This window comes from Brevundimonas sp. PAMC22021 (assembly GCF_019443405.1).
Lineage (GTDB): Bacteria > Pseudomonadota > Alphaproteobacteria > Caulobacterales > Caulobacteraceae > Brevundimonas.
This window is the reverse complement of sequence record NZ_CP080376.1, coordinates 2050131-2071920: the sequence shown is the minus strand read 5'-3', so window position 1 is coordinate 2071920 and position 21790 is coordinate 2050131. Positions and strand designations below refer to the sequence as shown.

Annotated in this window: 18 protein-coding genes; 8 read left to right on the top strand and 10 right to left on the bottom strand. The window is 67.7% G+C overall.

All coding sequences use genetic code 11. The features are described 5' to 3' along the window. The first annotated feature begins 200 nt into the window (after positions 1 to 200). The 6 genes from KY493_RS10180 (at position 201) to KY493_RS10155 (ending at position 9390) form a co-directional block, all read left to right on the top strand. Positions 201 to 2414 (top strand): AAA family ATPase, encoded by a 2214-nt coding sequence (locus tag KY493_RS10180; RefSeq protein ID WP_219896236.1) that lies wholly within the window; start codon positions 201 to 203, stop codon positions 2412 to 2414. Continuing rightward, positions 2414 to 3403: an HNH endonuclease gene (locus KY493_RS10175; RefSeq protein ID WP_219896235.1), complete on the top strand. Its 990-nt coding sequence runs from the start codon at positions 2414 to 2416 to the stop codon at positions 3401 to 3403. Before KY493_RS10180 ends, KY493_RS10175 begins: the two co-directional genes overlap by 1 nt. A gap of 34 nt (positions 3404 to 3437) precedes the next feature. Continuing rightward, the gene (locus tag KY493_RS10170; RefSeq protein WP_219896234.1) at positions 3438 to 4814 is read left to right on the top strand and encodes a hypothetical protein; all 1377 of its coding nucleotides are present in this window, start codon (positions 3438 to 3440) and stop codon (positions 4812 to 4814) included. Further along, complete coding sequence (locus tag KY493_RS10165; protein ID WP_219896233.1) at positions 4811 to 6778, top strand: DEAD/DEAH box helicase; 1968 nt, start codon at positions 4811 to 4813, stop codon at positions 6776 to 6778. Before KY493_RS10170 ends, KY493_RS10165 begins: the two co-directional genes overlap by 4 nt. After that, on the top strand, positions 6756 to 7763 hold the full coding sequence (locus KY493_RS10160; protein ID WP_219896232.1) for a DUF3883 domain-containing protein: 1008 nt from the start codon (positions 6756 to 6758) through the stop codon (positions 7761 to 7763). The genes KY493_RS10165 and KY493_RS10160 overlap by 23 nt, the downstream gene beginning before the upstream one ends. Before the next feature lie 667 nt (positions 7764 to 8430). Beyond that, positions 8431 to 9390, top strand: coding sequence for a hypothetical protein (locus tag KY493_RS10155; RefSeq protein ID WP_219896231.1), 960 nt, complete (start codon positions 8431 to 8433; stop codon positions 9388 to 9390). A 53-nt stretch (positions 9391 to 9443) separates the two neighbouring features. On the opposite strand, the gene KY493_RS10150 is transcribed toward KY493_RS10155, so the two are convergent. From KY493_RS10150 to rpmB, 5 genes are all read right to left on the bottom strand, one after another. Beyond that, the gene (locus KY493_RS10150; protein ID WP_219896230.1) at positions 9444 to 9908 is read right to left on the bottom strand and encodes a VanZ family protein; all 465 of its coding nucleotides are present in this window, start codon (positions 9906 to 9908) and stop codon (positions 9444 to 9446) included. Positions 9909 to 9980: 72 nt separating this feature from the next. Further along, positions 9981 to 12131 carry a histidine kinase dimerization/phosphoacceptor domain -containing protein gene (locus KY493_RS10145; RefSeq protein WP_219896229.1) on the bottom strand — a complete coding sequence of 717 codons (2151 nt, stop codon included), beginning with the start codon at positions 12129 to 12131 and terminating at the stop codon, positions 9981 to 9983. Further along, positions 12124 to 12705: a biliverdin-producing heme oxygenase gene (locus tag KY493_RS10140; protein ID WP_219896228.1), complete on the bottom strand. Its 582-nt coding sequence runs from the start codon at positions 12703 to 12705 to the stop codon at positions 12124 to 12126. The genes KY493_RS10145 and KY493_RS10140 overlap by 8 nt, the downstream gene beginning before the upstream one ends. 63 nt (positions 12706 to 12768) lie before the next feature. Next, the gene (locus tag KY493_RS10135; RefSeq protein ID WP_219896227.1) at positions 12769 to 14532 is read right to left on the bottom strand and encodes a M1 family metallopeptidase; all 1764 of its coding nucleotides are present in this window, start codon (positions 14530 to 14532) and stop codon (positions 12769 to 12771) included. Positions 14533 to 14650: 118 nt separating this feature from the next. Next, the gene (gene rpmB, locus KY493_RS10130) at positions 14651 to 14947 is read right to left on the bottom strand and encodes a 50S ribosomal protein L28 (protein ID WP_219896226.1); all 297 of its coding nucleotides are present in this window, start codon (positions 14945 to 14947) and stop codon (positions 14651 to 14653) included. Between the two features lie 184 nt (positions 14948 to 15131). On the opposite strand from rpmB, the gene KY493_RS10125 reads away from it, so the two are divergent. Beyond that, the gene (locus tag KY493_RS10125) at positions 15132 to 15644 is read left to right on the top strand and encodes a DUF3617 family protein (protein WP_219896225.1); all 513 of its coding nucleotides are present in this window, start codon (positions 15132 to 15134) and stop codon (positions 15642 to 15644) included. A gap of 30 nt (positions 15645 to 15674) precedes the next feature. On the opposite strand, the gene KY493_RS10120 is transcribed toward KY493_RS10125, so the two are convergent. The 3 genes from KY493_RS10120 to fdxA form a co-directional block, all read right to left on the bottom strand. Beyond that, the gene (locus KY493_RS10120) at positions 15675 to 16619 is read right to left on the bottom strand and encodes a DUF808 domain-containing protein (protein ID WP_219896224.1); all 945 of its coding nucleotides are present in this window, start codon (positions 16617 to 16619) and stop codon (positions 15675 to 15677) included. A gap of 128 nt (positions 16620 to 16747) precedes the next feature. Then, complete coding sequence (locus tag KY493_RS10115) at positions 16748 to 17278, bottom strand: CarD family transcriptional regulator (RefSeq protein WP_219896223.1); 531 nt, start codon at positions 17276 to 17278, stop codon at positions 16748 to 16750. Between the two features lie 308 nt (positions 17279 to 17586). Beyond that, positions 17587 to 17928, bottom strand: coding sequence for a ferredoxin FdxA (fdxA, locus tag KY493_RS10110; protein WP_219896222.1), 342 nt, complete (start codon positions 17926 to 17928; stop codon positions 17587 to 17589). Between the two features lie 184 nt (positions 17929 to 18112). Between fdxA and KY493_RS10105 the strand changes: the two genes are divergently transcribed. Continuing rightward, positions 18113 to 18742 (top strand): YceI family protein, encoded by a 630-nt coding sequence (locus KY493_RS10105; RefSeq protein WP_219896221.1) that lies wholly within the window; start codon positions 18113 to 18115, stop codon positions 18740 to 18742. A 194-nt stretch (positions 18743 to 18936) separates the two neighbouring features. Here KY493_RS10105 and KY493_RS10100 read toward each other — a convergent pair whose 3' ends face one another. Both KY493_RS10100 and KY493_RS10095 read right to left on the bottom strand, forming a co-directional pair. Next, complete coding sequence (locus KY493_RS10100; RefSeq protein WP_219896220.1) at positions 18937 to 19245, bottom strand: RNA-binding S4 domain-containing protein; 309 nt, start codon at positions 19243 to 19245, stop codon at positions 18937 to 18939. Further along, on the bottom strand, positions 19242 to 21767 hold the full coding sequence (locus KY493_RS10095; protein WP_219896219.1) for a helicase-related protein: 2526 nt from the start codon (positions 21765 to 21767) through the stop codon (positions 19242 to 19244). The genes KY493_RS10100 and KY493_RS10095 overlap by 4 nt, the downstream gene beginning before the upstream one ends. Positions 21768 to 21790 lie beyond the last annotated feature (23 nt).

Genomic DNA, 21790 nt, shown 5'->3' with positions numbered 1-21790 from the left:
GTGCGATCGGACCAGAGCGTTCGACGTGAGGCAGCGCTTGCATCAGGCGATCCCCACTAGCGCGACTTGGCCGGGCGGTCCACAACCTGCGGTCGGAGGGGAATCCGGGGGAGGACATCATGCAGTTCCATGACCGGCGATCAGCGCCGCGACCGGCCTGGTTCCAGAGCAGTCTGGCCGTCGGCCTGCGTGTGGAGGTGATGGAGCTCCTGTCCGCGACCGACGAACGCCAATCGCAGACAGGCGTCCGGCGTGAGGGGTCCGAGCTCAGGCACTCCAGCATCCTGGACGGGCTCGCCCACCTCTTCCGGGGACGCTGCGCCTTCTGCGAGGCGGCCACCCAGACCCGGCCCTACCGCTTCCGCCCAGCATCGGAGGCCCGTCCGCCCGCGCCCGGTGGCAGGAGCCATCTCTATTACGTCTGGTTGGCTGAGGACTGGGACAACATCTACGCCATCTGCGACCTCTGCGATCCCGAACAGCCCGACCTCTTCGCGGTCACCGGGCCCCGGATGCCGATCCCGTCCCCGGAGGCGCTCAGGGGCTATGTCGATGACGGAGCCTGGCCTCAGGATCTGACGCTTGACCGCCCGGTCCTGCTGGACCCATGCCGCGATCGGAACTTCACCACCCATCTGGAGGTGCGCGGCGACGGCGCGATCCTGGGACTGAGCACAAGGGGTCGTCCGACGGTGGGGTTCTTCAACCTCAACCACCCGCGGAGGGTCGCCGAGCGGCGGGACGCATTCAACAGCCGCCTTGTAGACCTCCGGCACATCGCGACGAGGCCGTTCGACGAGACCGGGCGCGACCGGTTGCGGGAGCTGCTGGCCTTCCAAGAGCTGCCCTTCGGCGGAGCCTGGCGTCTCTACCTGCGCCGTCTGGTCATCGAACTGAGGCGGCGCATGGGCGAGCCGGCCGCCGCGGCGCAGTCGGGCATGGAGCGGTTCCTGATCGGCTTCGTTCAGCGACGCGACGCGGTGGCTGCACTTGATGATGCAGTGGCGACTGTCGAGGAGTTCGACGCCGCCGTCGACGCCCCGGCAAGCGCCATCCGCCGGTCCGCGCACAATAAGGCCCGACTGGCCAGGGTCGAGGTCTCGAACTTCAAGGGCGTCGAGGACCTCTCGTTTGAGGTCGGCGACGTCCGATCTCGCATAGGCGGCGGTGACGCGCCGTCCCTGATCATCCTGGGGGAGAACGCCGCCGGCAAGAGCACAATCCTCGAGGCGATCGCCATGGCCATGAGCGACCGAAAGGCCCTTGACCAGCTCAAGATCGATCCCGTGGATTACCGGCTCGATCCGACCATGATGGGCGGCAAGGGGCGTCCGCGCACCCACAGCGGAGTGAAGCTCAGGTTCGATGACGGAGAGGACCGTCTCATGCGGATCAGCGCCCGTGGGCTCTCGGCCGAGGGGCGCTCGGATTTACCGCCGGTCTTCGCCTATGGCGCTTTCCGGCAGTATGTGGATCGCACGCGCCGCTATTCGGCCGCCCGCTCGGTGATGAGCCTGTTCAAGACCGACGCCCTCCTCTCCAAGCCGGAGCGGTGGCTCATGTCCCTGGACGAGGAGCGGTTCGATGCCGTTGTGAGGACGCTCCGCCCGATCCTCTCAATCAGCCAAGACTTCGATGTCGTTCGACGTGATCCGGTCCAGGATCGTTGCATGGTGGTCTTCCAGACGCCGTCCCGAGCCGGACTGGTGGAGACCCTCACGCCGCTCACCCAGGTCTCCTCCGGCTTCCGGTCCGTCCTGGCGATGATGTGCGACCTGCTGGAGGGCATGATGCACCACAAGGTCAATCCGGGGTTCACCGGCTTCTCGACCGCTCGCGGCGTGCTCCTGATCGATGAGATCGAAGCCCATCTGCATCCGCGATGGAAGATGCAGATCATGCGCGGCCTGCGGACGGCACTGCCCCAAATGACGATCATCGCGACGACGCACGATCCCCTATGCCTGCGGGGGATGGACGACGGGGAGGTCATGGTGCTCCACCGCGTCGCGGGAGCGGAGACGACGGACACCGATCTGCCGGTCTTCGTCGAACGGCTGACGGAACTCCCAGGGGTCAGCCGGCTCACCGTTCAGCAGCTCCTGACCTCTGACTTCTTCAGTCTGTTCTCGACGGACTCGCCAGAGGCCGAGACGGATTTGGCGCGGATCGCCGATCTTCTGGCCGCCCAAGCTGCGGGCCGCGTGTTGAGCGACCGCGACCTGGACGTGCTGCGCGCCTTTGAACGGGATGTGGCCTCGGCCCTCCCTGTGGGGTCGAGCCAGGTGCATCGTCTCGTCCAGTCCGCGGTGGCGGAGTACCTCGCCGCCAAGCGGGATGCATCGGACGCCCGGCTCCGTCGGCTGCGACACGAGACGCGACAGGCGATCGTCGACGCCCTGGAGAGGGTCTGATGCGCAAGGCGCCGCGAGGCGACAAGGCCCCGCCCGCCGCGCTCGCAAAGCCCGTCAAGGGCCGGACCGAGCTCGAGCACGCACAAGCCCACTACGCCGATCCGTACGATCCGAAGACCGGGTCCTACGGATTCAAGGTCTACAAGGCGGCCGAGGTGAAGGAGCGGCTCGACGAGCTGTTCTTCGGGAAATGCGCTTACTGCGAGACCTTCTACGCCTCCAGCGCGCCCGTGGACATCGAGCACTACAGACCCAAGGGCGCCGTCGAGGGCGAGCCCGACCATCGGGGCTACTGGTGGCTGGCGATGGCTTGGGAGAACCTCCTGCCGAGCTGCATCGACTGCAATCGCCGGCGCAAGCAGCCCACGCCAAAGCCGGGCGCCAATCTGGCCGCCTTGGATCAGACGGCCAGGTTCAGTGCGTCACGGATCGTCCTGACGGGCAAGAAGGACCTGTTCCCCTTGGCCCCGATGGGTGTTCGGGCGACCGGGGACACCGCCAACCTGGATGCGGAGCAGGCATTGCTGCTGAATCCCTGCGAGGATGATCCGGCGGATCACCTCGTCCACCATGTCGAGCGGGCGCCGCTGGTCGGTCTCGTGCTCCCCAAGGGCCCAAGCGCGGGCGTCCTGCCAGCAGCGGCCGCCGCGCTGGCAGAGGTTGCCGACGCCGCAGCCCAGCTCGGCCTCTCGGTCCGCGGAGCCGTGTCCATCCAGGTCTATGGATTGAACCGCTTGGGCCTCGTGCAGGATCGGACCCGAGTGCTCCGGCGGCTCGAATTCCTCGAGGTCCTGATCATCGAGTTGTCGAGCATAATCGAGTCACTCGAGGACAAGACCGATCCGGATGTCATCGAGGCCGTCAGGAAGCTGGAGAGCTTGAAGCAGCAGACCCTCGCTGAGATGAACGCCATGGCGGACGTCCGATCCCCTTATTCATCGATGGCGGCGGCCTGGATCGAGGCCTTCACAGTCCGGCTGCTGGCGTGATGCCGTTTCGCACAAGCCTTCGGCACGTGGGGGCTTGCCGCAACGCCCGATTGTGGCAACGTCCCCTGGGAACGCCGGGGAGGCGGGAAGGGGAATCATGACGGTCACACCGGCGGCCACGCGCGTGGAGCGCCTTCGTCAGCTTCGGGAGGCGGGCGAGGTCATAGGGAGCGAGAAGCTCTTTTACAAAGGGGAGCCCCAGCGGTTCAACGTCTACCGGATCGACCTCGATCTGCTGGTGTACAACCGGCACAATGGCCGCATCGAGAGTGAGATGCTTACCTGGCAGTTCGACCACGACGTGGACGAGCACGCCTACGATGAGGTGATCCACAAGCGCATCGCGGACTACCTCTGGAACACCAACGAGGAGCGCAACCGGCACACCCTCAAGGACCTGAAGGAGAAGCAGCAGCAACGCCCCGGGATCGTCAGCCTGGACGGGGTGATCATCGACGGCAACCGCCGCGCGATGCTGCTGAACCGGATCGTCCCGAGGCGCCACTTCGAGGCGGTGATCCTGCCGGACGCCTACTACGACGACGAACGGGAGATCGTCCGGCTCGAGACCCAGTACCAGATCGGGGAGGACTCCAAGCTCGACTACGGTCCGCTTGAGAAGTACCTGAAGGTCAAGCGGCTCGTGCGGCAGCTCGACTATCCGACGAGCGAGGTCGCCGACATGATGGCGACGACCAAGGGAGAGGTCGAGAAATGGCTCTCCATCATGGACCTGATGGACGACTACCTCGAGCACATCGGCTGCGCCGGCCTTTACACGATGCTGAAGGAGCCTAGCGGAGCGACCAAGGAGGGGATGTTCGTGGACCTCCACCTCGACATGAAGCGCTTGGACAAGGGCACGGCGTCGGTCCCGTGGCCGACGAGCACGATCGACGAGATCGACCTGAGGACGATCCAGTTCGACTACATCCGCTTCGGATCCGGACTGCTGGATGCCGGGAAGGACTATCGGCGCATCTCCCACGACGGACGGGGCGAGCGGACCTTCTTCGCCAAGGAGGACATCTGGCGCAAGTTCCGTGACGGGCACCGCGGCACGGTCGACGTGATCACCAACGAGGTTGGCGAGTTGGCCGCCTTCGTCGCGGCGAATCCGCACTTCCCCTCCATGTCCGACGCCGCAATGGCGCGCGAGAGCGAGTGGAAGGCCAAGGCCGGTGGGCCGCTGCAGGGGAATTTCAACAAGGCGGACCTCGATCTGCAGTTGGAGCTCAACGCCAACGAACCGCGCAAGCTGTTGGAGCGGGCCTTCGCCGCCTTGGACAAGATCGACTATACCAGCGAGGGTTTCGTGACTGACACGGCCAACGGCCCCCTGGTCAAGGAGATCAACACCCTCGTCTACGAGATGAAGAAGCGTCTCGAGCGCGCTGAGCGCAAGGCGTGACCGACGCGGCGACCTTGGAGTTCGAGGAGGCGGACGGCGTCGCTGTCCTCAGGCTCGACACGGCCAGGCCGTCGCGTGATCCCGTCATGAAGGCCTACCTGAGGGGGGCCGGTGGTCGGGTTGTCGATGAACGGTCCATATCGATCCCGACCGCCGCTAACGGCCTGCACAGCCGCTATCAGGAGCTGACCGCGATCCTCGCCCGCCTCGGCATACGGCTCGAGGCCTCAGGCGCTGAGGACGACGCCGTCACCCGGGTGCAGGGGAATGAAGCGGCGTTCAGCGCCTTCTCCAGCCTGGCGGCCTCGATCTGGAACGGCGAGGTCGATACCGCGGCCTTCCGGGCCTTCGCCGACGTGGTCGCCGAGCGCCTGCCGGCGAGACGCCTCTACCCTCGTCAGTTGCTCGCCGCCTTCCACCTGGCCTTCGCCCAGAACGCGGCGAACTTCTCCGTCCCAGGCGCGGGCAAGACCGCGATCGTGCTGGCGGCCTACGCCTATCTCAACGCCCTCCCGCCGGAGGACCCCAAACACGTCGATCACCTCCTGGTGGTCGGCCCGCTCTCCGCGTTCAAGGCCTGGGAGGACGAGTTCGAGGCTGTGTTCGGACGTCGGGCGATCGCGAAGCGGATCGCCGGCTTCACCCCGCAGAGCGACCGGGAGGTCTACCTGCGGGGCATCTCCTACGCCGAGCGCGAGGTCGAGATGACCCTGACGACCTATGCGACCCTCGCCTCGACCGCGACGGACTTCCAGCGATTCCTCGGCCTGCCCGGCCGGCGGGCCATGGTCGTCCTGGACGAGGCGCACAACATCAAGCGGAACGACGGAGTCTGGGCCAACGCCGCGCTGGAGCTGGCGCCGCACGCCGGGGCGCGGGTTGTGCTGACCGGCACGCCAGCGCCGAACGGCTACGAGGACCTGCTCAACCTGTTCCGCTTCATCTATCCGCATCGGGACGTCGTCGGCTTCTCGGCGTCCGCGCTTCGGGCGATGACGGACGGCGCCATGGCGTCGGCCATCCCAAGGTTGAAGCAGCAGTTGCGCCCCTTCTTCACCCGCATCCGCAAGAAGGACCTCGGGCTGTCGCCGGCGCATGAGACCCGAGAGCCGGTCGGGCTCTCGCCGCTACACGAGGCGATCTACACCGGGGTCGAGCGCGCGATCATGCCGCAGATCCGATCCGGCTCGGGGGCGAGTTCCTCTCTGGTCCGGGCGCGGCTCATGCGCCTGCGCCAGGCGGCCGTGAACCCGTCCCTCCTGCTTCGTCCGCTCGAGGAGGAGGGGCTCTTCGACGTCGAGGGGGGCGACTTCTCCCTAGGGGAGATGGAAGTCGCCGACATGGTTGCGCGTTTCGATGCGGAGCGGGACCTGGTCCGCCTGGAGATGCTCGCCGCGCTGGCCCGGCGCGTCGTGGCGGAGCAGGGCAAGCTCCTGATCTGGTCCTATTTCCTCGGCAACCTGACCCTCCTGAAACGAATCCTGTCCGACAGCGCAGCCTATGTCGAGATCGTGACGGGGGCCACACCGGTCCTCACCGCATGGGACGATTTCGAGGACGGCGAGGCGACGACCCGCGAGGGCATCATCGATCGCTTCCACCGACCCGGCGAGAGCGCGATCCTGATCGCCAACCCGCAGGCGGTCGGGGAATCCATCTCCCTGCACAAGGCCGCCCGGACCGCGATCTACTTCGACCGCGACTTCAACGCTGGGCGGTTCATCCAATCCAAGGACCGCATCCACCGCTACAGCCCGGTGCCGCTCGGTGACGTCCAATACCATTTCATGATCGGGGAAGGGACGATCGACGAGACGATCGACCGACGGCTGATCCAGAAGGAGGAGCGGCTGGCCGACCTCGTCGACACCGACGACATCCCGCTCTTCGGCCTTGTCGAGGACGGCGCCGACGCCGACCTCCGTGCGGTCCTGCTCGACTATGAACGCCGCAAGACGCGCTGACGGGGCGCTGGGCCCCCCGCAGCTCGCCGCCCTCCTGGAGGCGGCCCACCCGGTCGCGCTCCCCCCCGAGCGCCTGGTCCGGATCGGTCGCGCCCAACGTCTTGGCAACCTCTCACGGGTGGTGAACTCGGTGAGCCTCCTCGTGGAGCTGGGCGTTTTGGTGGAGATCGGCGAGGAGGTCGCGGCCGCCCCGCCCCCGAAGGGCGGGGCGGACTGGGAGGGGATGATCCGTCGCGCCGTCCTTGAGCGGTTCTGCTGGATGCTCGAGGAGGCGGGTTTCGTCTCAGCGATCCAGCCGGGTGACCACCCGGCCGGGCTGCGCTTGGACGCCTTGCAGCTTCCCGGTCGCGACCTTGGCTATCCGCCCCTCCTGCTTCAGCTTGGCATCGCCTCGCGTGCGGACATGTTCGACCGGAGCTGGGTCGTCGCCGAGGACTGCGTGCCGCGCTTCCTCGCCCTCATCATGGGATTGAACCAGGCGGACGGCCACAAGCGTCTGACGCTCGACGAGTTCCTGGCGCTCCAGTCGAACCAAGCGGACGCCGGACGCCGGGCCGAGGCCTTCGCGCTGGCCCACGAACTGCGTCGGTTGGCGGGGCACCGCTTCCTGAACCAGGTGCGGCTGATCTCCGACGACAATGTGGGGGCGGGCTTCGACCTCCTGTCCTTCGACAAGCTCGGGAGCTTGCGCCATGATCGGATTATCGAGGTGAAGGGGTACGGCTCAACAAAGGCCTTCCACTGGTCGGAGGGCGAACTCGCCAAGGCGAGGGAACTCCGTGATCTCTACTGGCTGTACCTGGTCGACCTCAGTCTGCTGCAGGTCGAAGGCTACGAGCCGGAGATGATCCAGGACCCTTGGGCCTATTTCATCGAGCAGAATCCCGAAGGGTGGTCGTCGGAACCCCAATCCTACAAGTTCACCGCCCCGGAAGGGGGAGAGCCCGGGGCACGAGGAGCCACCGCCCCGCGCGCGGGTGGCTAGGATGGCATGTCACGACGTCCATTGCCCGCTGGGTGCCTGAGGTCGAGTGGACTTTCCGGGCCGGTGGGATGCCGACTGATGGAGAGGGATGTGATCAGAGCGGTAGTGCCGCCGTCGCGGCTGTGTAGCACTGAGGTAGAGGCCATCGTCTCTCTGGGACGCGCCAGCCGGCGCGGCCTATCGAGGGGCGGATTTGACCGAAGCCCGGTCTTCTGGGAGGTGCTCGAGAGGAACTGAATGACAGCTTCCCGACCCCGATTCAATGTCCGTTTCTGGCGCTTTAGAGCCGTGAGTCACGACTTTTCCGCTCGTGTCTGGTAGTCTCTATCGGGTGCTGGAAATCGCTGCGGTTTCCGTCGCTGTGGTGGCCATATGGTGACCATCGACATCGGCCGGGTCGACGGATGTCGTTTTTTATCAATGCCCTCAGGAGCTTATCCGAGCGTACAAGGCGGAACCTGCTTCCTCTACTGGGACATCGAGCTGGAGCCTTGAGGCTTCGCACCACCACCCGCCGGCGACCAAGGTCGAGCCGAAAGAGGCTCCTGCAACTCACCGCATGATCTTGCGGAACCTACCGACCGGATCGGTTTGGGGTCACGAGGCGTATCCGTAGACGGGTGCGCGATTATCGACTTAGCTAGGCGCGGGTTACAGGGAGGCTTGGATGTCCTGGTTGGGCTTTTGGCTGTTGGCGGTCGCTTGGGGCTCGACGGGGCAGACGGCCGAGGCGCCGCTCTCGACTTCTCAGGAACCGACCGAGGTGGATGAGGTCGTCGTCTATGGTCGGGCGTTGGAGGATGCGGCCCGAGCCTTCGTTGACGCTGCAGGCGACAGGCCGCCGCGCGGTACGCTCCCCGGGCGATGGACCAAATCGCTTTGTGTCCGGGTAGCCGGCTTGCGGCCGCCTCACGGGCAGCAGATGGTGGACGGGATCTCGCGCCGCGCCGCCGAGGTGGGGCTTGGGATAGGTGAGCCTGGCTGTGCGGCCAACGTGCTGGTCGTCGGCACTGATGACGGGAAGCGGACGGCAAAGGAACTGGTCAGGGCCGATCGCCGGCGCTTCCGTTATCCCGTCGATCATTCCAGCCAAGACCTCAGAGCGATGGGGCGGTTCATGTCGTCGGATGCCCCGGTGCGTTGGTGGCATTTGACCTTGCCGCGCAGTGTCGATGATGGCGTGGTCGCTGGACGCAGCAGCGCAGCGGCGGCCGGAGCAACAATGCAGGGCTTCGGCACGGGCATAGCGGGATCGACGGTGCCGTTCACGCGAGTGAGCCGCCCAAGCCTCATCAGATCGCCGCTGCGCTATGATCTTGAGACGGTGACAGTCGTGATCGACTTCTCCAAAACTGAGCGGGCGGCGATGTCGGCGCTCACCGACTATGTCGCCATGGTCGTGCTGACCCAGGTCGATCCGGATGCGGCGTTCGGCCCCGACACCGTTCTCAGCCTGTTTGACGACCCAGCCTCGTTCGACGCCATGACGGAGTGGGACGAGGACTACCTCAAGGCGGCCTATGAGGTGGGGTATGATCGCTTGACCGTCGCAGCGCATGAAGGGTCCATCGCCAGGCGTCTTGCGGCTCGCCGTCATCGATCCTTGGGCGAAGATCAGACGCGGTGATGATGGTGGCGTGAGCCGAGCGTCCGTCGCATCGTCTCAGACGTGGGGCGACGCTAGTTGATCTTGCCCTCCGGCCGCGCGCCGGTGATCGGCGCCTCGGCGCGGCGGGTGCGGCGACGGTCCAGCGCGGCGATCTCGGCGAAGGACAGGTCGGGGTGGCGGCGGGCCAGGCGGCGCAGCTGTTCGACAAAGCCCGGCGCGGCCGCCGCCGCCAGGCCCAGGGCGTCGGCGCCCAGATCGCTCAGCGACATCGACCGGCCGGTGAAGCCCTGCAACACCTCGATCAGCACGCCTGCGCCCAGAAGGGCCAGCATCAGGTCCGTGCGTCGCCATTTCGGCGCGATGGCGAGGGTGGCGACACCCAGCAGGTAAAAGGCGATCACATGGGCGGACTTGTCGGTCAGGCCGATCCGTTCCTCGAGACCCTGGAACGGGCCAAGCACCAGAACGGCCAGGACGGCGACGCCGATCAGAAAGATCAGCCGGGCGATGTGAACGAGGCGGCGCGGGGTCAGCATGGGCTCACCATGCCGCCCACAGTTCAAGACGAGGTGTGCGGTCGTGCTGAACGCCCGCTTAAGACAACGCCGTCAGGTCAGCGCGTCGATGCGGGCCCGCAGCACCGCCTCCAGCCCGGGCGAGCGGTCGTAGTAGTCCAGCGTCCCGCCGAGTTGGCCGACGAGGCTTTGTATCATCATGGAGCCGAAGCCGGCGCCCGATTGATGCCCGCCTCTGCCCCTGTCCTGAACCGAAAGGCGCAGCACCCCGGCCTCGGGTTCTGACAACTGGATGCAGACCGAGCCCACGGCACCGTCATATGCATACTTTTGCGAATTGATGATCAGCTCGGTCAGGATCAGGCCGATCGTGACCGAACGGCCGGATTCAACGCTGATCGGCGCCAGCTGGGTTTCGATGGCGTCACGCCACTCGGGCCCGGTGGATGCGCCGAGGTCTTCGATCAGATCATCGACGTAGCGGGCCAGATCGACCGAGACGGACTGGGTGTCCTGATAGAGACGGGTATGAACGGCCGACACCGCGCGTACGCGCTGGCGCGCCTCCTGCAGGGCGGCGGCGGCGACCCGGTCGGTCTGTTCACGCGCCTGCAATCCCAGGAAGCTGGAGACCAGCGTCAGGCTGTTCTGAACCCGGTGGTTGACCTCGCGGATCAGGTATTGCTGCTGCTCGAGCCGGAGGTCGCGCTCGGTCAGGCTGGCCTGCAGCGACTGGTTCATGCGGCGCAACTGGCTGACCGCGCTGAAATCCAGCAGGGCGTCGCGTAGCCGAGCCGCCGATTCCACCGCCGCCGCGTCCCACCGCCGGGCGCGGCCCCGCACGGTCTCCGTATAGTCTTCGAACGAGGCGCGGGGCGTCAGGACGCCGCGCGTGTTCGACTTGACCGCCGTCGACGGATCGCCCGCCCAGCGGATGGTCTCGGGGATCTCGGAACGGAACCACAGGAGCGACAGCGGCCGCTCGCTGCTGACCCGAACCGCCAGCAGGCCGCTGGCGTGCGCGGTCCAGGCCGCGGCCTGGGGCAGGACGGCGGACAGGCTGTTGCTGGCGACCGGACGCAGGCCGGGCTGTTGAGAGACCCAGCCGTCCAGATAGTCGATCGCGTCAGTTGGCGGGCAGCGGCCAAAGGTCTGGGTGCGGCCGTCCTGGACAATGGCCACGCCATCGGCGGCGACCAGGTTCAGCAGCGCCTGCGAGCGTTGGCCCAGCCCGTCGACCAGCGGCCGTTCGGCGGGCAGGGCGGCCAGCAGTTCGTCCTCCAGCCGGCGCAGGCGCACCCGCTCTCGGTACAGTTCGGCTTCGGCGCGGGCCTTGATCTGGCGCGCGAGATTGCGGGCCAGGGTGGTGGAGGCGACGCGCAGTTCGTAGGGCAGCAGCTTGGGTCGCTCGTTGTGGCAGGCGATCAGCCCCCACAGGGCGTCATCGACGACGATGGACACCGAAGCCGAAGCGCGCACGCCCATGTTCTTCAGATACTGCAGATGGATGGGCGAGACGCTGCGCAGGCCGCAGTCGCTCATGTCCAATGGCGGTCGGCCTTCGCCGCCGCGCAGCGGCTGCGGCGCATAGGCGGCGTCGGGAATGACCCGCACCGGATTGCGCACATAAAGCGCGCGGGCCTGGCGCGGGATGTCGGTCGCCGGGAAGTGGTGGTTCAGGAACGACGACGAGGTCTCCTCGCGCGCCTCGGCCACCACATGGCCGGCGTCATCGTCGAGGAAGCGGTAGATCATGATCCGGTCGAAGCCGGTCAACTTGCGGAACGCCTCGGCGGCGACCTCGCACACCGCCTGGACCGAGGCCGCGCGTTCCAGCGCCGCGCCGGCCGTGTCGAGGCGTCCGACCAGTTCGATGCCCAGCCGCGCGGCCTGGGAGGACTGCTCCACCTCGACCACGGTGCGGTCGCCGACGTGGTGCATGATCACGTCGTAATCGATCCGGTTGACCCCGCGCCAGCGGTCCACGAAGCCCGTCTCGCCGCCCCGGATCATCTCGCGCAGCTTGCGCCCCAGGCCGTCGCCCAGCACCAGATCGACGGGCTGGTCCTGCCAGGCCCGGACGCCCGTCAGGCCTTCGATGTCGCCGGCGCCCTCGACCGCCAACAGGGATCCGCGTTCCAGCGCCAGCAGGAAGCCGTGCGGCTGGATGGCCTGCGGGATGTGGATCGGCTCCCGATCGCAATCGTTTAGAAGGGGCTCGAGCTGCACTGCGGCGTCAGTCAACCGGCGTCTCCGTTCCACATCGATCGGCGAGGGCGCGCTCGGCGAAGGCAAACCCGTGTAGCCCTCCACGCACCACCGCGTCCATATCGGCGGCGCCCGTGGCGCAGGCGCGCTCCATGGCGGCGATGAAGCCGCGCCAGCGCGCGCCCGTGTCGTCGCCCCAGGGATCGAGAAACGCCAGGCCGGTCAGATCGATCCCCTGCGCGGCCAGCCGGCGGCGGATGATGCGGCCGCCCAGCATCGAGCCCTCCGCCACATAGACCCGGCCCAGCGCCTCGCCGACCGAGGCTGGCGGCGTCATCGGCCGCATGGGCGGTGTGAGAACGCCCAGGTCACGCAGGTCGTGCGCAATCCCTTCCGCACGCGAGCGGACCCGGAAACCCTCGTCCAGGTCTGCGATCAGTGGATGGGCCGCAGCCTCGAGCCCCGCATGGAACCGGTGAAAGTCGGCCACCAGCGCCCCGCGCGTGCGGCGGTCCGCCAAGCGAGGCTCGATCCGGGCCTGGGTTTCCAGCGCGTCGTGAGCCGGGCCCGTCGCGGCGCGAAGGGCGTGCAGGACCGGGGAGGCGATCATCCCCTCACCTTAGCAGATTGATTTCGCCTGTCACAGGATGCGACAGCGCGGCGACAGGGGCGCCTAGTCGCCGGTCCTCGCGGCCGCGCGCCTCCGGCGCTCGGCCTCGCGCCAGGCCTGGTAGTCGTCGACGAAGTCGAGCTGGCGCAGCACCTTGTTCTGCGGGTCGATCAGCACGTGCGCGCCCGCCGGAACGGTCACCGAGCCCCGCCCGCCCGTCATGGCCAGCGTCTGCACGCGCCCGTCGATCTCGACCTCCACCGGCATCGGGAAGGGAGCGCCGTCGCCGCTGGTCCACGACAGGCTCAGCCGGTCGCCCTCGCGCGTCTGGTTCAGCACCGGCAAGGCCGCCTGGTACAGGTAGCCCCGGAAGAACCAGCCGTAATCCTTGCCCGTCACCTCGTTGACGATGCGCAGGAAGTCGGGCGTCGAGCGGTACAGCGGCTCAAAAGCGCCCGGACGCGGATCGGGACGACCATAGACCAGCCGCGTCACCGCCTCCTTGAACGCCGCGTCGCCGATCAGCATCCGCAGCGAGTGCGCGATCAGCGATCCCTTGGAATAGATGTCGTTGCCCGGGCCCGTTCCGCCGAAATAGACTTCGTCCTCGGTCTTGGGCGCGCCGGACACCACGGGGAATTTGTTGATCAGGCCTTCGCGCTGATTGGCGAGTTCGCGCTGCATGTAGCGTTCGCCGTTCAGCCATCGGGCGTAGAGCGGCTGCATGTAGCTGCCCAATCCCTCGTGCAGCCACATGTCGTCGGCGTTCTCATTGGTCAGCTGGTTGCCGAACCACTCGTGGGCGAACTCGTGCTGCATCAGCCAGTCGTAGCCGCGCCCGTCCAGCTTGTAGCCATTGCCATAGGCGTTGATCGTCTGGTGTTCCATGCCCAGGTGCGGCGTCTCGACCACGCCGACCTTTTCGTCGCCGAAGGGATAGGGCCCGACAGTCGATTCAAAGAAGTCCAGCATCAGCGGCAGTTCGGCGAACAGGGCCTGGACCTGCGTGGGATCGTCGCTCTTCAGGTGCCAGTACTGCAGCGGCAGGGTGTTGCCGAACCGGCTCCGGTACTCGCTGGCCACCCGCTCGTAGGGGCCGATGTTCAGGGCCACCGCATAGGTGTTCGGCCGCTTGGCCGACCAGTTCCAGGTCGACCAGCCGTCGCCGTGATCCACCTTGCCCAGGAAGCGGCCGTTGGATGGCGCGGCCAGGTTCGACGGCACGGTGATGTGCAGGTCGACGCGCGCGGGCTCGCCGTGCGGATGGTCGATGCAGGGCCAGAACAGGTCGCAGCCCTCGCCCTGAACGGCGGTCGCGATCCAGGGCTCGCCCGACGGCGCGGTCGACCAGACAAAGCCGCCGTCCCACGGCGCACGAGGCGCGACGCGCGGCTTGCCGGCGTAGGCGATGCGAAGGGCTGCGGATCGTCCGGAGGGCAGGGTCTGCGGCAAGTCCACCGTCAGCCGCCCCTCCGGGTTCGACCAGCGGTCGGGCGGGACCTCCTGTCCGTCCACCTGCACCGAGGAGATGGTCAACAGCGTGTCCAGCTCGACGACCAGCCGGTCGAGCGGCGCGGTGGCGGTGAAGTCCAGCACGGCCACGGCGTCGATGGCCTGGTCCTGCGGGATCACGCGGATCGCCAAGTCCGCCTTGTCGAACCGCATGGCCAGCTGCTCGGCCGGCCGCGGCTGGTCGGTGGCGAGGGTGAAGGGCGTCGATTCGCGCGGCGCGGGCGGAACCGGAGTGGGCGGCGGCGGGGTGGCGCAGGCGGCGAGCGCCAGCACCGAGGCGGCCAGCGTCAATGTGCGCACAGCGGATACGGTCATCTTGCAGCCCCCGGATGAAAACAGCCGGGACGAACGGTTAGGCCAAGCTTGGACCCCGCGCAAAGAAAAAGGCCGGCGTCTCCGCCGGCCTTTTCCCAGATCGTATTGGCCTCGCCGATCAGGCGGCGGCTTGTTCCGACAGCTTGGCGCGGACCTGGCGCTTGATGCGCTGGGCGGCGATCGACAGCTGCTCGTCGCGAGCCTTGACGATGAATGCGTCCAGGCCGCCCTTGAAGTCCAGGGTGCGCAGCGCGGCGTTCGAGATACGCAGCGAGAAGGTCTGGCCCAGGGCGTCCGAGGTGACCTTGACCGTCTTCAGCGACGGCAGGAAGCGGCGCTTGGTCTTGATGTTCGAGTGGCTCACGCTGTGGCCGACCATGGGGCCGATGCCGGTGAGTTCGCAACGACGGGACATCGTCAGGATCCTTAAGGTGCGGCGATCGGCGGTGAACGGCGAACGCATGAAACAAGGACGCGCGGGAGGACGTCCCGCGCGAGAGAGGGGGCGTATAGAGGAAGGGGGGCTTGCGCGTCAAGCCGAAGTCGGGGAACCGGCTTGTTCAGCCTCCATTCAAAGGATGCCCTATATCAGACCCGTCATGACTGCTTCCTTGAACACCAAGCCCGCCCGTCGCCTGCCGCGCCTCCTGGCCATCGCCGCCCCGCTGATGGCCGGCGGCGTCATGCTGGCCGCGCCGGCCGCCGCCCCCATTGCCCAGACCACCGCCCAGACCACCACCCAGACCGCTGCTCAAAGCGAAGTGCTGCCGGGCTATTGGGAATACACCTTCAGCGCGCTGGGGCAGGGCGACAGCGAGCGGAAATGCGTGCGCCCCAGCGAGATCAACCGCTTCTTCAACGGCCTGTCGACGCGCCGCTGGCGCTGCACCTATCCGACGCGCGTGGTCGGCGACGGCTCGGCCCGCTTCGAGGGCTCCTGCACCGATCCCAAGGGCCGGCACGTCAATGTGCGCCTGAACGGAACCTATGAGCAGACCAGCTTCCGCTTTCGCGGCGGCGCCCAGCTGCTGCGCGGCACCCCCTACATCCCCGCCACTATCACCGCGCGCCGCATCAGCGCCCAGTGCCCGGCGAACGCAGAGTATTTCTGAGCCGTCGCCGATGCGTCCGGTCGTCCGCCCCTAGTGGGCGGCGCCGGGCTTCAGCCGCATTGCCTGATGCAGCACAAGGGCGATCAGGCCGCCGACGACCACGCCGATAACGCCGGAGATCACCGCCGTGGTCAGCCAACCGGCGACGGCTCCGACCGGGCCTAGAGCTGAGGCGATCGCATGGGCCAGGTGTTCGACCGGCTCGGCCGGCCACGCCAAGCCCAGGGTTTGCGAGCCGTGCAGCAGGATGCCGCCCCCGACCCACAGCATGGCCACGGTGCCGATCGTCGACAGGGCGCTCATGACCACCGGCATGGCCTTGACCAGGCCGCGTCCTAAAGCTCGCGCGGCGTGGGAGGGGCGTTCGGCCAGATGCAGGCCGATGTCGTCCATCTTCACGATCAGGCCGACCACGCCGTAGACGGCCACGGTCATGGCCAGGCCCACCACGATCAGCACGCCCGCCTGCATCAGCAGCGGCGCGTCGGAAACGTCGGCCAGGGCGATCGTCATGATCTCGGCCGACAGGATCAGGTCGGTGCGCACCGCACCCGACACGGTGGCGGCCTCCAGAGCGGCGGCGTCGCCGGCGACGGGAGCCGCCTTTTCGTGCCCGCCTGCGCCGAACATCTCCATCAGCTTTTCGGCGCCCTCGAAACAGAGATAGGCGCCGCCCAACATCAGGATCGGCGTGATGGCCCACGGTGCGAAACTGGTCAGCAGCAAGGCGACGGGCAGGATCAGCAGCAGCTTGTTGCGGACCGAGCCCACTGCGATCTTGCCGATGATCGGAAGCTCACGGCTGGGCGACAGGCCGGTGACATAGCGCGGCGTCACCGCCGCATCGTCGATCACCACCCCGGCCGCCTTGGTCGACGCCTTGCCGGCCGCCGCGCCCACATCGTCGATCGACGCCGCCGCCAGCTTGGCGATCCCCGCCACGTCGTCGAGCAGGGCGATGAGGCCGGAAGGCATGGGCGGATCTTGGGGCTGAGAAGGAGAGGCGTTCAGGCGTAGATCAGCGCCTCGGCCTTGTCGATCATCCAAGGCAAAAGGCCCGGGATCGCTCCCGGGCCTTTGTCATCTTCGGCGGTGAGGCCCGATCAGGCCGCTTCGGCGGTCGGGATCGGCTTCTTGGCGCTCAGCGACTTGGACAGCAGTTCGACCGCGGCGTCCTTGTCGATCTTGTTGGCGGCGGCCACTTCACGGGCCATCCGGTCCAGCGCCGATTCGTAAAGCTGGCGTTCGGAGTAGGACTGCTCGGGCTGGGTGTCGGCGCGGTACAGGTCGCGGACCACTTCGGCGATGGAGATCAGGTCGCCCGAGTTGATCTTGGCTTCGTATTCCTGGGCGCGGCGCGACCACATGGTGCGCTTGATGCGGGCGCGGCCCTTCAGCGTCGTCAGGGCCTTGGTCACCACGTCGTCGCCGGCCAGCGAGCGCAGGCCCGCCGTCTTGGCCTTCTTGGTCGGCACGCGCAGGGTCATCTTTTCGTGGTCGAACGTCACGACATAGACTTCCAGCGACATGCCGGCGACTTCCTGGGTCTCGATCGCATGGACCTTGCCGACGCCATGCGCCGGATAGACGACCGCGTCGCCAACCTTGAACTCCAGACCAGTCTTGCTCGTCATATTCGTCCTTTCCCGGTCAGGGCCGGGCGAAGCGAAGGCGCGTCGGGCGCACGCATGATTTCGGCCGGCGACTGGGGGAAGTCGTCGGCTGATCGAAGATGCGGACGTCAAAAGCGGAAACGGATCACCAAACCTCTGGCCGATCCCGTCTTCATAGGGCGGGATTCTGTCGCAAACGCGGGCGTCGCGGCAAAAGGCCGAACGTCCGCTCCAATGAAACAGAACCTACCACAAAATGAAGGATTTTCAAAACGTCCACAGACAAAGCTGACGCGCGCGGCGACGCGTGACCTCGGAACGCGCCGGAATCAGGAACCCTTGCCGGGCTTGGGGCTGAAGTATTTCTCGAACTTGCCGGTTTCGCGCTCGTACTGCTCGCGGTCGGCGGGGGGCGTGCCCTTGACGGTGATGTTCGGCCAGACCTTTGCGTATTCGGCGTTGACCTGCAGCCACTTGCCGTCCGGCTCGTCCTCGGTGTCGGGGACAATGGCGTCGATCGGGCATTCCGGCTCGCACACGCCGCAGTCGATGCATTCGTCCGGCGCGATGACCAGGAAGTTCTCGCCCTCGTAGAAGCAGTCCACCGGACACACCTCGACACAGTCCATGAACTTACATTTCACGCAGGCGTCGGTGACGATGTAGGTCATGGTGCGGGCAGGCGGACTTCTGAGTGGGTGAGGGGAAGGCCTGCGACATGGAGCCCTCGCAACCCCGTGTCAACCGGAGCACTATCGCAGCCAAGCGCCGCCTTGACGGTCGCGTCGGTCATTCGTAACTAAGCGTATTGCAGATCGGCCGCGATGGGCGGCCCTATCCTCGGAAGGACGCCTCATGACCTCTCCCCTGCTCCGCCGCGCCGCCGCAAGCGCGCTCGCGCTCAGCCTGATCGCCGGCGGCGCCGTCGTGGCGCAAGGCCAGCTGACCCAGGTTCCGGCCGAGGTCCGCGCCGGGACCTACGAACTGGAATCCAGCCACGGCAAGATCACCTGGTCGGTGAAGCACCTGGGCTTCTCCACCTATGTCGGCCAGTTCGTGAACGTGAAGGCCGAGCTGGTGCTGGATCCGGCCAACCCCTCGGCCTCGCGCCTGACCGCGACGGTTCCGCTGACCGACGTCGCCCCCAATGACGACCAGCTGAAGGCCCACTTGCAGACGCCGGACTTCTTCGACACCGCCAACCATCCGACCGCGACCTTTGTTTCGCGTTTGATCACCATCGACAACGACGATCCGACCGAAGCCACGGTGGTCGGCGACCTGACCCTGCGCGGCGTCACCAGGCCGGTGACCATGGAGGTCGAGTTCCATCAGGCCGGCCCGGCCATGGGCGGCGCCTACAAGGCCGGCTTCGACGGCGAAGCCACCATCAAGCGCTCCGAGTTCGGCATCAACTACGCCCTGCCGGCCGTCTCCGACGAGGTCGAACTGCACCTCGAGGGCGAGTTCGTCCTCAAGTCTTGATGATTGGGGCTACCGCGCGTCGCGCTGCTTGAGCCCATGATGCCTGGGGCTACCGCGCGTCCCGCGGCTTGAGCCCCTGATGCCTGGGCTACCGCGCGTCCCGCGGCTTGAGCCCCTGATGCCTGGGCTACCGCGCGTCCCGCTGCTTGAGCCCCTGATGCCTGGGGCTACCGCGCGTCGCGCTGCTTGAGCCCCTATCCAAGCAGGGAATAGAGCGCGCGGGCCTCTTCGGCGGGTCCGCGCCGTTCGCCCAGGGCCTCGACCTGGAGCGAGGTGACGCGGCCGTTCTGCACGAAGGTCAGGGCGTCGCCGGGATGGACGCAGCGGCTGGGCTTGTCCAGGCGCACCTCGCGGCCGTGGTGGGTCAGGCGCACCGCGCCGCGCTCGACCAGGCCGGCGGCGATTCCGCGCGTCTTGCAGAACCGTGCGCGCCACAGCCAGACGTCGATCCGGCAGGCGTCCTCGCGGTCGGCCAGGCGGCCGGGTTCGTGGCTCAGGCTCATGTTCCTCCGGAGGCCGAGGTTGGGACGGGCGCAGCTTTGCGTCTCGGGCGACGTCGCTTGGGTCTTGCGGGGGCGCCGGGCGGGGGCGCGTTCAGGATCGCCAGCGCCGCGAAGGGCGAATCCTTGACCGGGCGCGGCGCCTGTCCCGGCTTGTCCGGCATGCGGGCGCGCTCGGTCTTCAGCGCGGCGATGACGACCTTGGCCTGGTCGCCGGTCCAGCCGAGTTCGGCCAGCGCCTCGTCGGACAGGCGGCCCTTGCCAGCGGTGCGCAGCTCGGCCATCCGCTCCAAGGCTTCCACCGGCGCGAGCCAGCGCCCGGCGAGCCGCAGGCCATGCGCCGACAGGGCGCGCGGCGAGGGCGCTTCCGGCGGAGCCGACAGGAGGCCAGGCGTCGCCGCGATCAGAGGCGCGCCGATAAAGGCCTGGGCGAAATGCCGCGCGCGGGGCTTCATCAGACCCGGCAGCCAGACGGAATGGACGCCGACGCGAATGGCGAAGGCCTTCAGCGTGCGCCGCTTGACCTGGCTCAGCGCCGCCAGATCGCGCTCGACCTCGCGCCGGTCGATCAGGCCGCCGGCCTCGATCAGGCGAAAGGCGATGCCTCGCGGCAGGCCCCTCAGCGTTCCGGTCTCCACCGCCTGACGCAGACGACGCAGGTCACGGAGCGCCCGCCCGGCCTCGGCCGCCAGCCAGGCCTCGATGCGGCGCTTCGCCCGCTCGCGCGCCGGCGCGGGCCCAAGCTCGCCCAGCAGCCGCACCTGGGGCGAAAAGGGGTCGGCGCCGTCCGGCGCCGCCAGCACCTTGGCTGTCAGCACGCCGCGCCACAGGACGTCGCCGTCCGGCGCGACCGAAAAGGCCTCGTCCGGCTCGCTGGCCAGCCGGCCCAGCCGGCGCGCGACCTCGGGGCCGACCGCGCGGATCGCGGCTTGGCGCAGGGCGCGATCCTCCAGCGCCGAGGCGCCCTTCTCGGCCGAGAAGCGCACGCCCTGAAGCTGGCCCACCACCTGACCCTCGACCGTGACCTCGCCGTCCTCGGCCACGCCCGCCAGCGTATCCTCGCGCACGTTCAGCGCCCGCATCAGGGCTGTGGTGCGCCGATCGACGAAGCGTGCGGTCAGCCGCTCGTGCAGCACGTCGGACAGTCGGTCCTCCAGCGCGCGGGTCCGCTCGCGCCAGTGCGCGGCGTCGTGCAGCCAGTCGGGCCGGTTGGCGATGTAGGACAGGGTGCGCACGCCCGACAGCCGCGCCGACAGCTGGTCGATCTGACCATCGTCGCGATCGACGTCGGCGAAGCGGGGTGCGATCCAGTCCTCGGTCAGCCGTCCGCGCTTGCCGGTCAGGGCCTGAAACACGTCCTTGGCCAGGCGCGCATGCTCGTCCAGCGTGGTCTTCTGGAAGTCGGGCAGCTGGCACGCCTCCCACAGCCGCATGATGGCGCCGCGCGAGCGGCCGACGCGCGCCACCGCCTCGTCCTTGATCAGGCGGCGCAGCAAGGTCTCGTCCAGCGCCTCCGCCGTCAGCTGAAGACCCGAACGCTGCGGCGTCACCACCAGCGAGCGCAGGAGGTCGGGCAGGGTGTCGAAGTCCAGCCGGGCGTTCCTCCACTCCGCGGCCTCGACGGCATCGAAGCGATGCTCGACCACCTGTTCGACCAGGTCGTCGTCCAGCTCTTCGGCTTCCGCCGTGACCCCGAAGGTGCCGTTGCGCAGGTGCCGGCCGGCGCGGCCGGCGATCTGGCCGATTTCATGGGCGTGCAGCCAGCGCGTCCGCCGTCCATCGAACTTGCGAAGACCCGCGAACGCCACATGGTCCACGTCCATGTTCAGGCCCATGCCGATGGCGTCCGTCGCCACCAGGAAGTCGACCTCGCCCGACTGATACAGCGCTACCTGGGCGTTGCGCGTGCGCGGAGACAGGCTGCCCATGACCACCGCCGCGCCGCCCCTCTGACGGCGGATCAGTTCCGCGATGGCGTAGACCCGGTCGGTCGAGAAGGCGACGATGGCCGAGCGCGGCGGCAGGCGCGTCAGCTTCTTGGATCCCGCATAGGACAGGGTCGACAGCCGATCCCGCGTGACGATCTCCACCTCTGGGATCAGGCGGCGGATCAGCGGCTCGGTGGTTCCCGCACCCAGGAACATGGTCTCCATCCGCCCGCGCGCATGCAGAAGCCGCTGGGTGAAGACGTGGCCGCGCTCCGGGTCGGCGACCAGCTGGATTTCGTCGACGGCCAGGAACTCGACCGAGCGTTCCATCGGCATGGCCTCGACCGTGCAGACGAAATAGTGCGGGCGCGCCGGGACGATCTTCTCTTCGCCGGTGACCAGGGCGACGGCGCCCGCGCCCCTCTGCTTGACGATCCGCTCGTAGATTTCGCGGGCCAGCAGGCGCAGCGGCAGGCCGATCATGCCGGAGGCGTGACCCAGCATCCGCTCGACCGCCAGGTGGGTCTTGCCGGTATTGGTGGGCCCCAGGACCGCGGTGACGCGGGACGGGGCCAGGCCTGTCGAGCGATCGCTCATGATGCTGGCAAGGTGGCGATGGC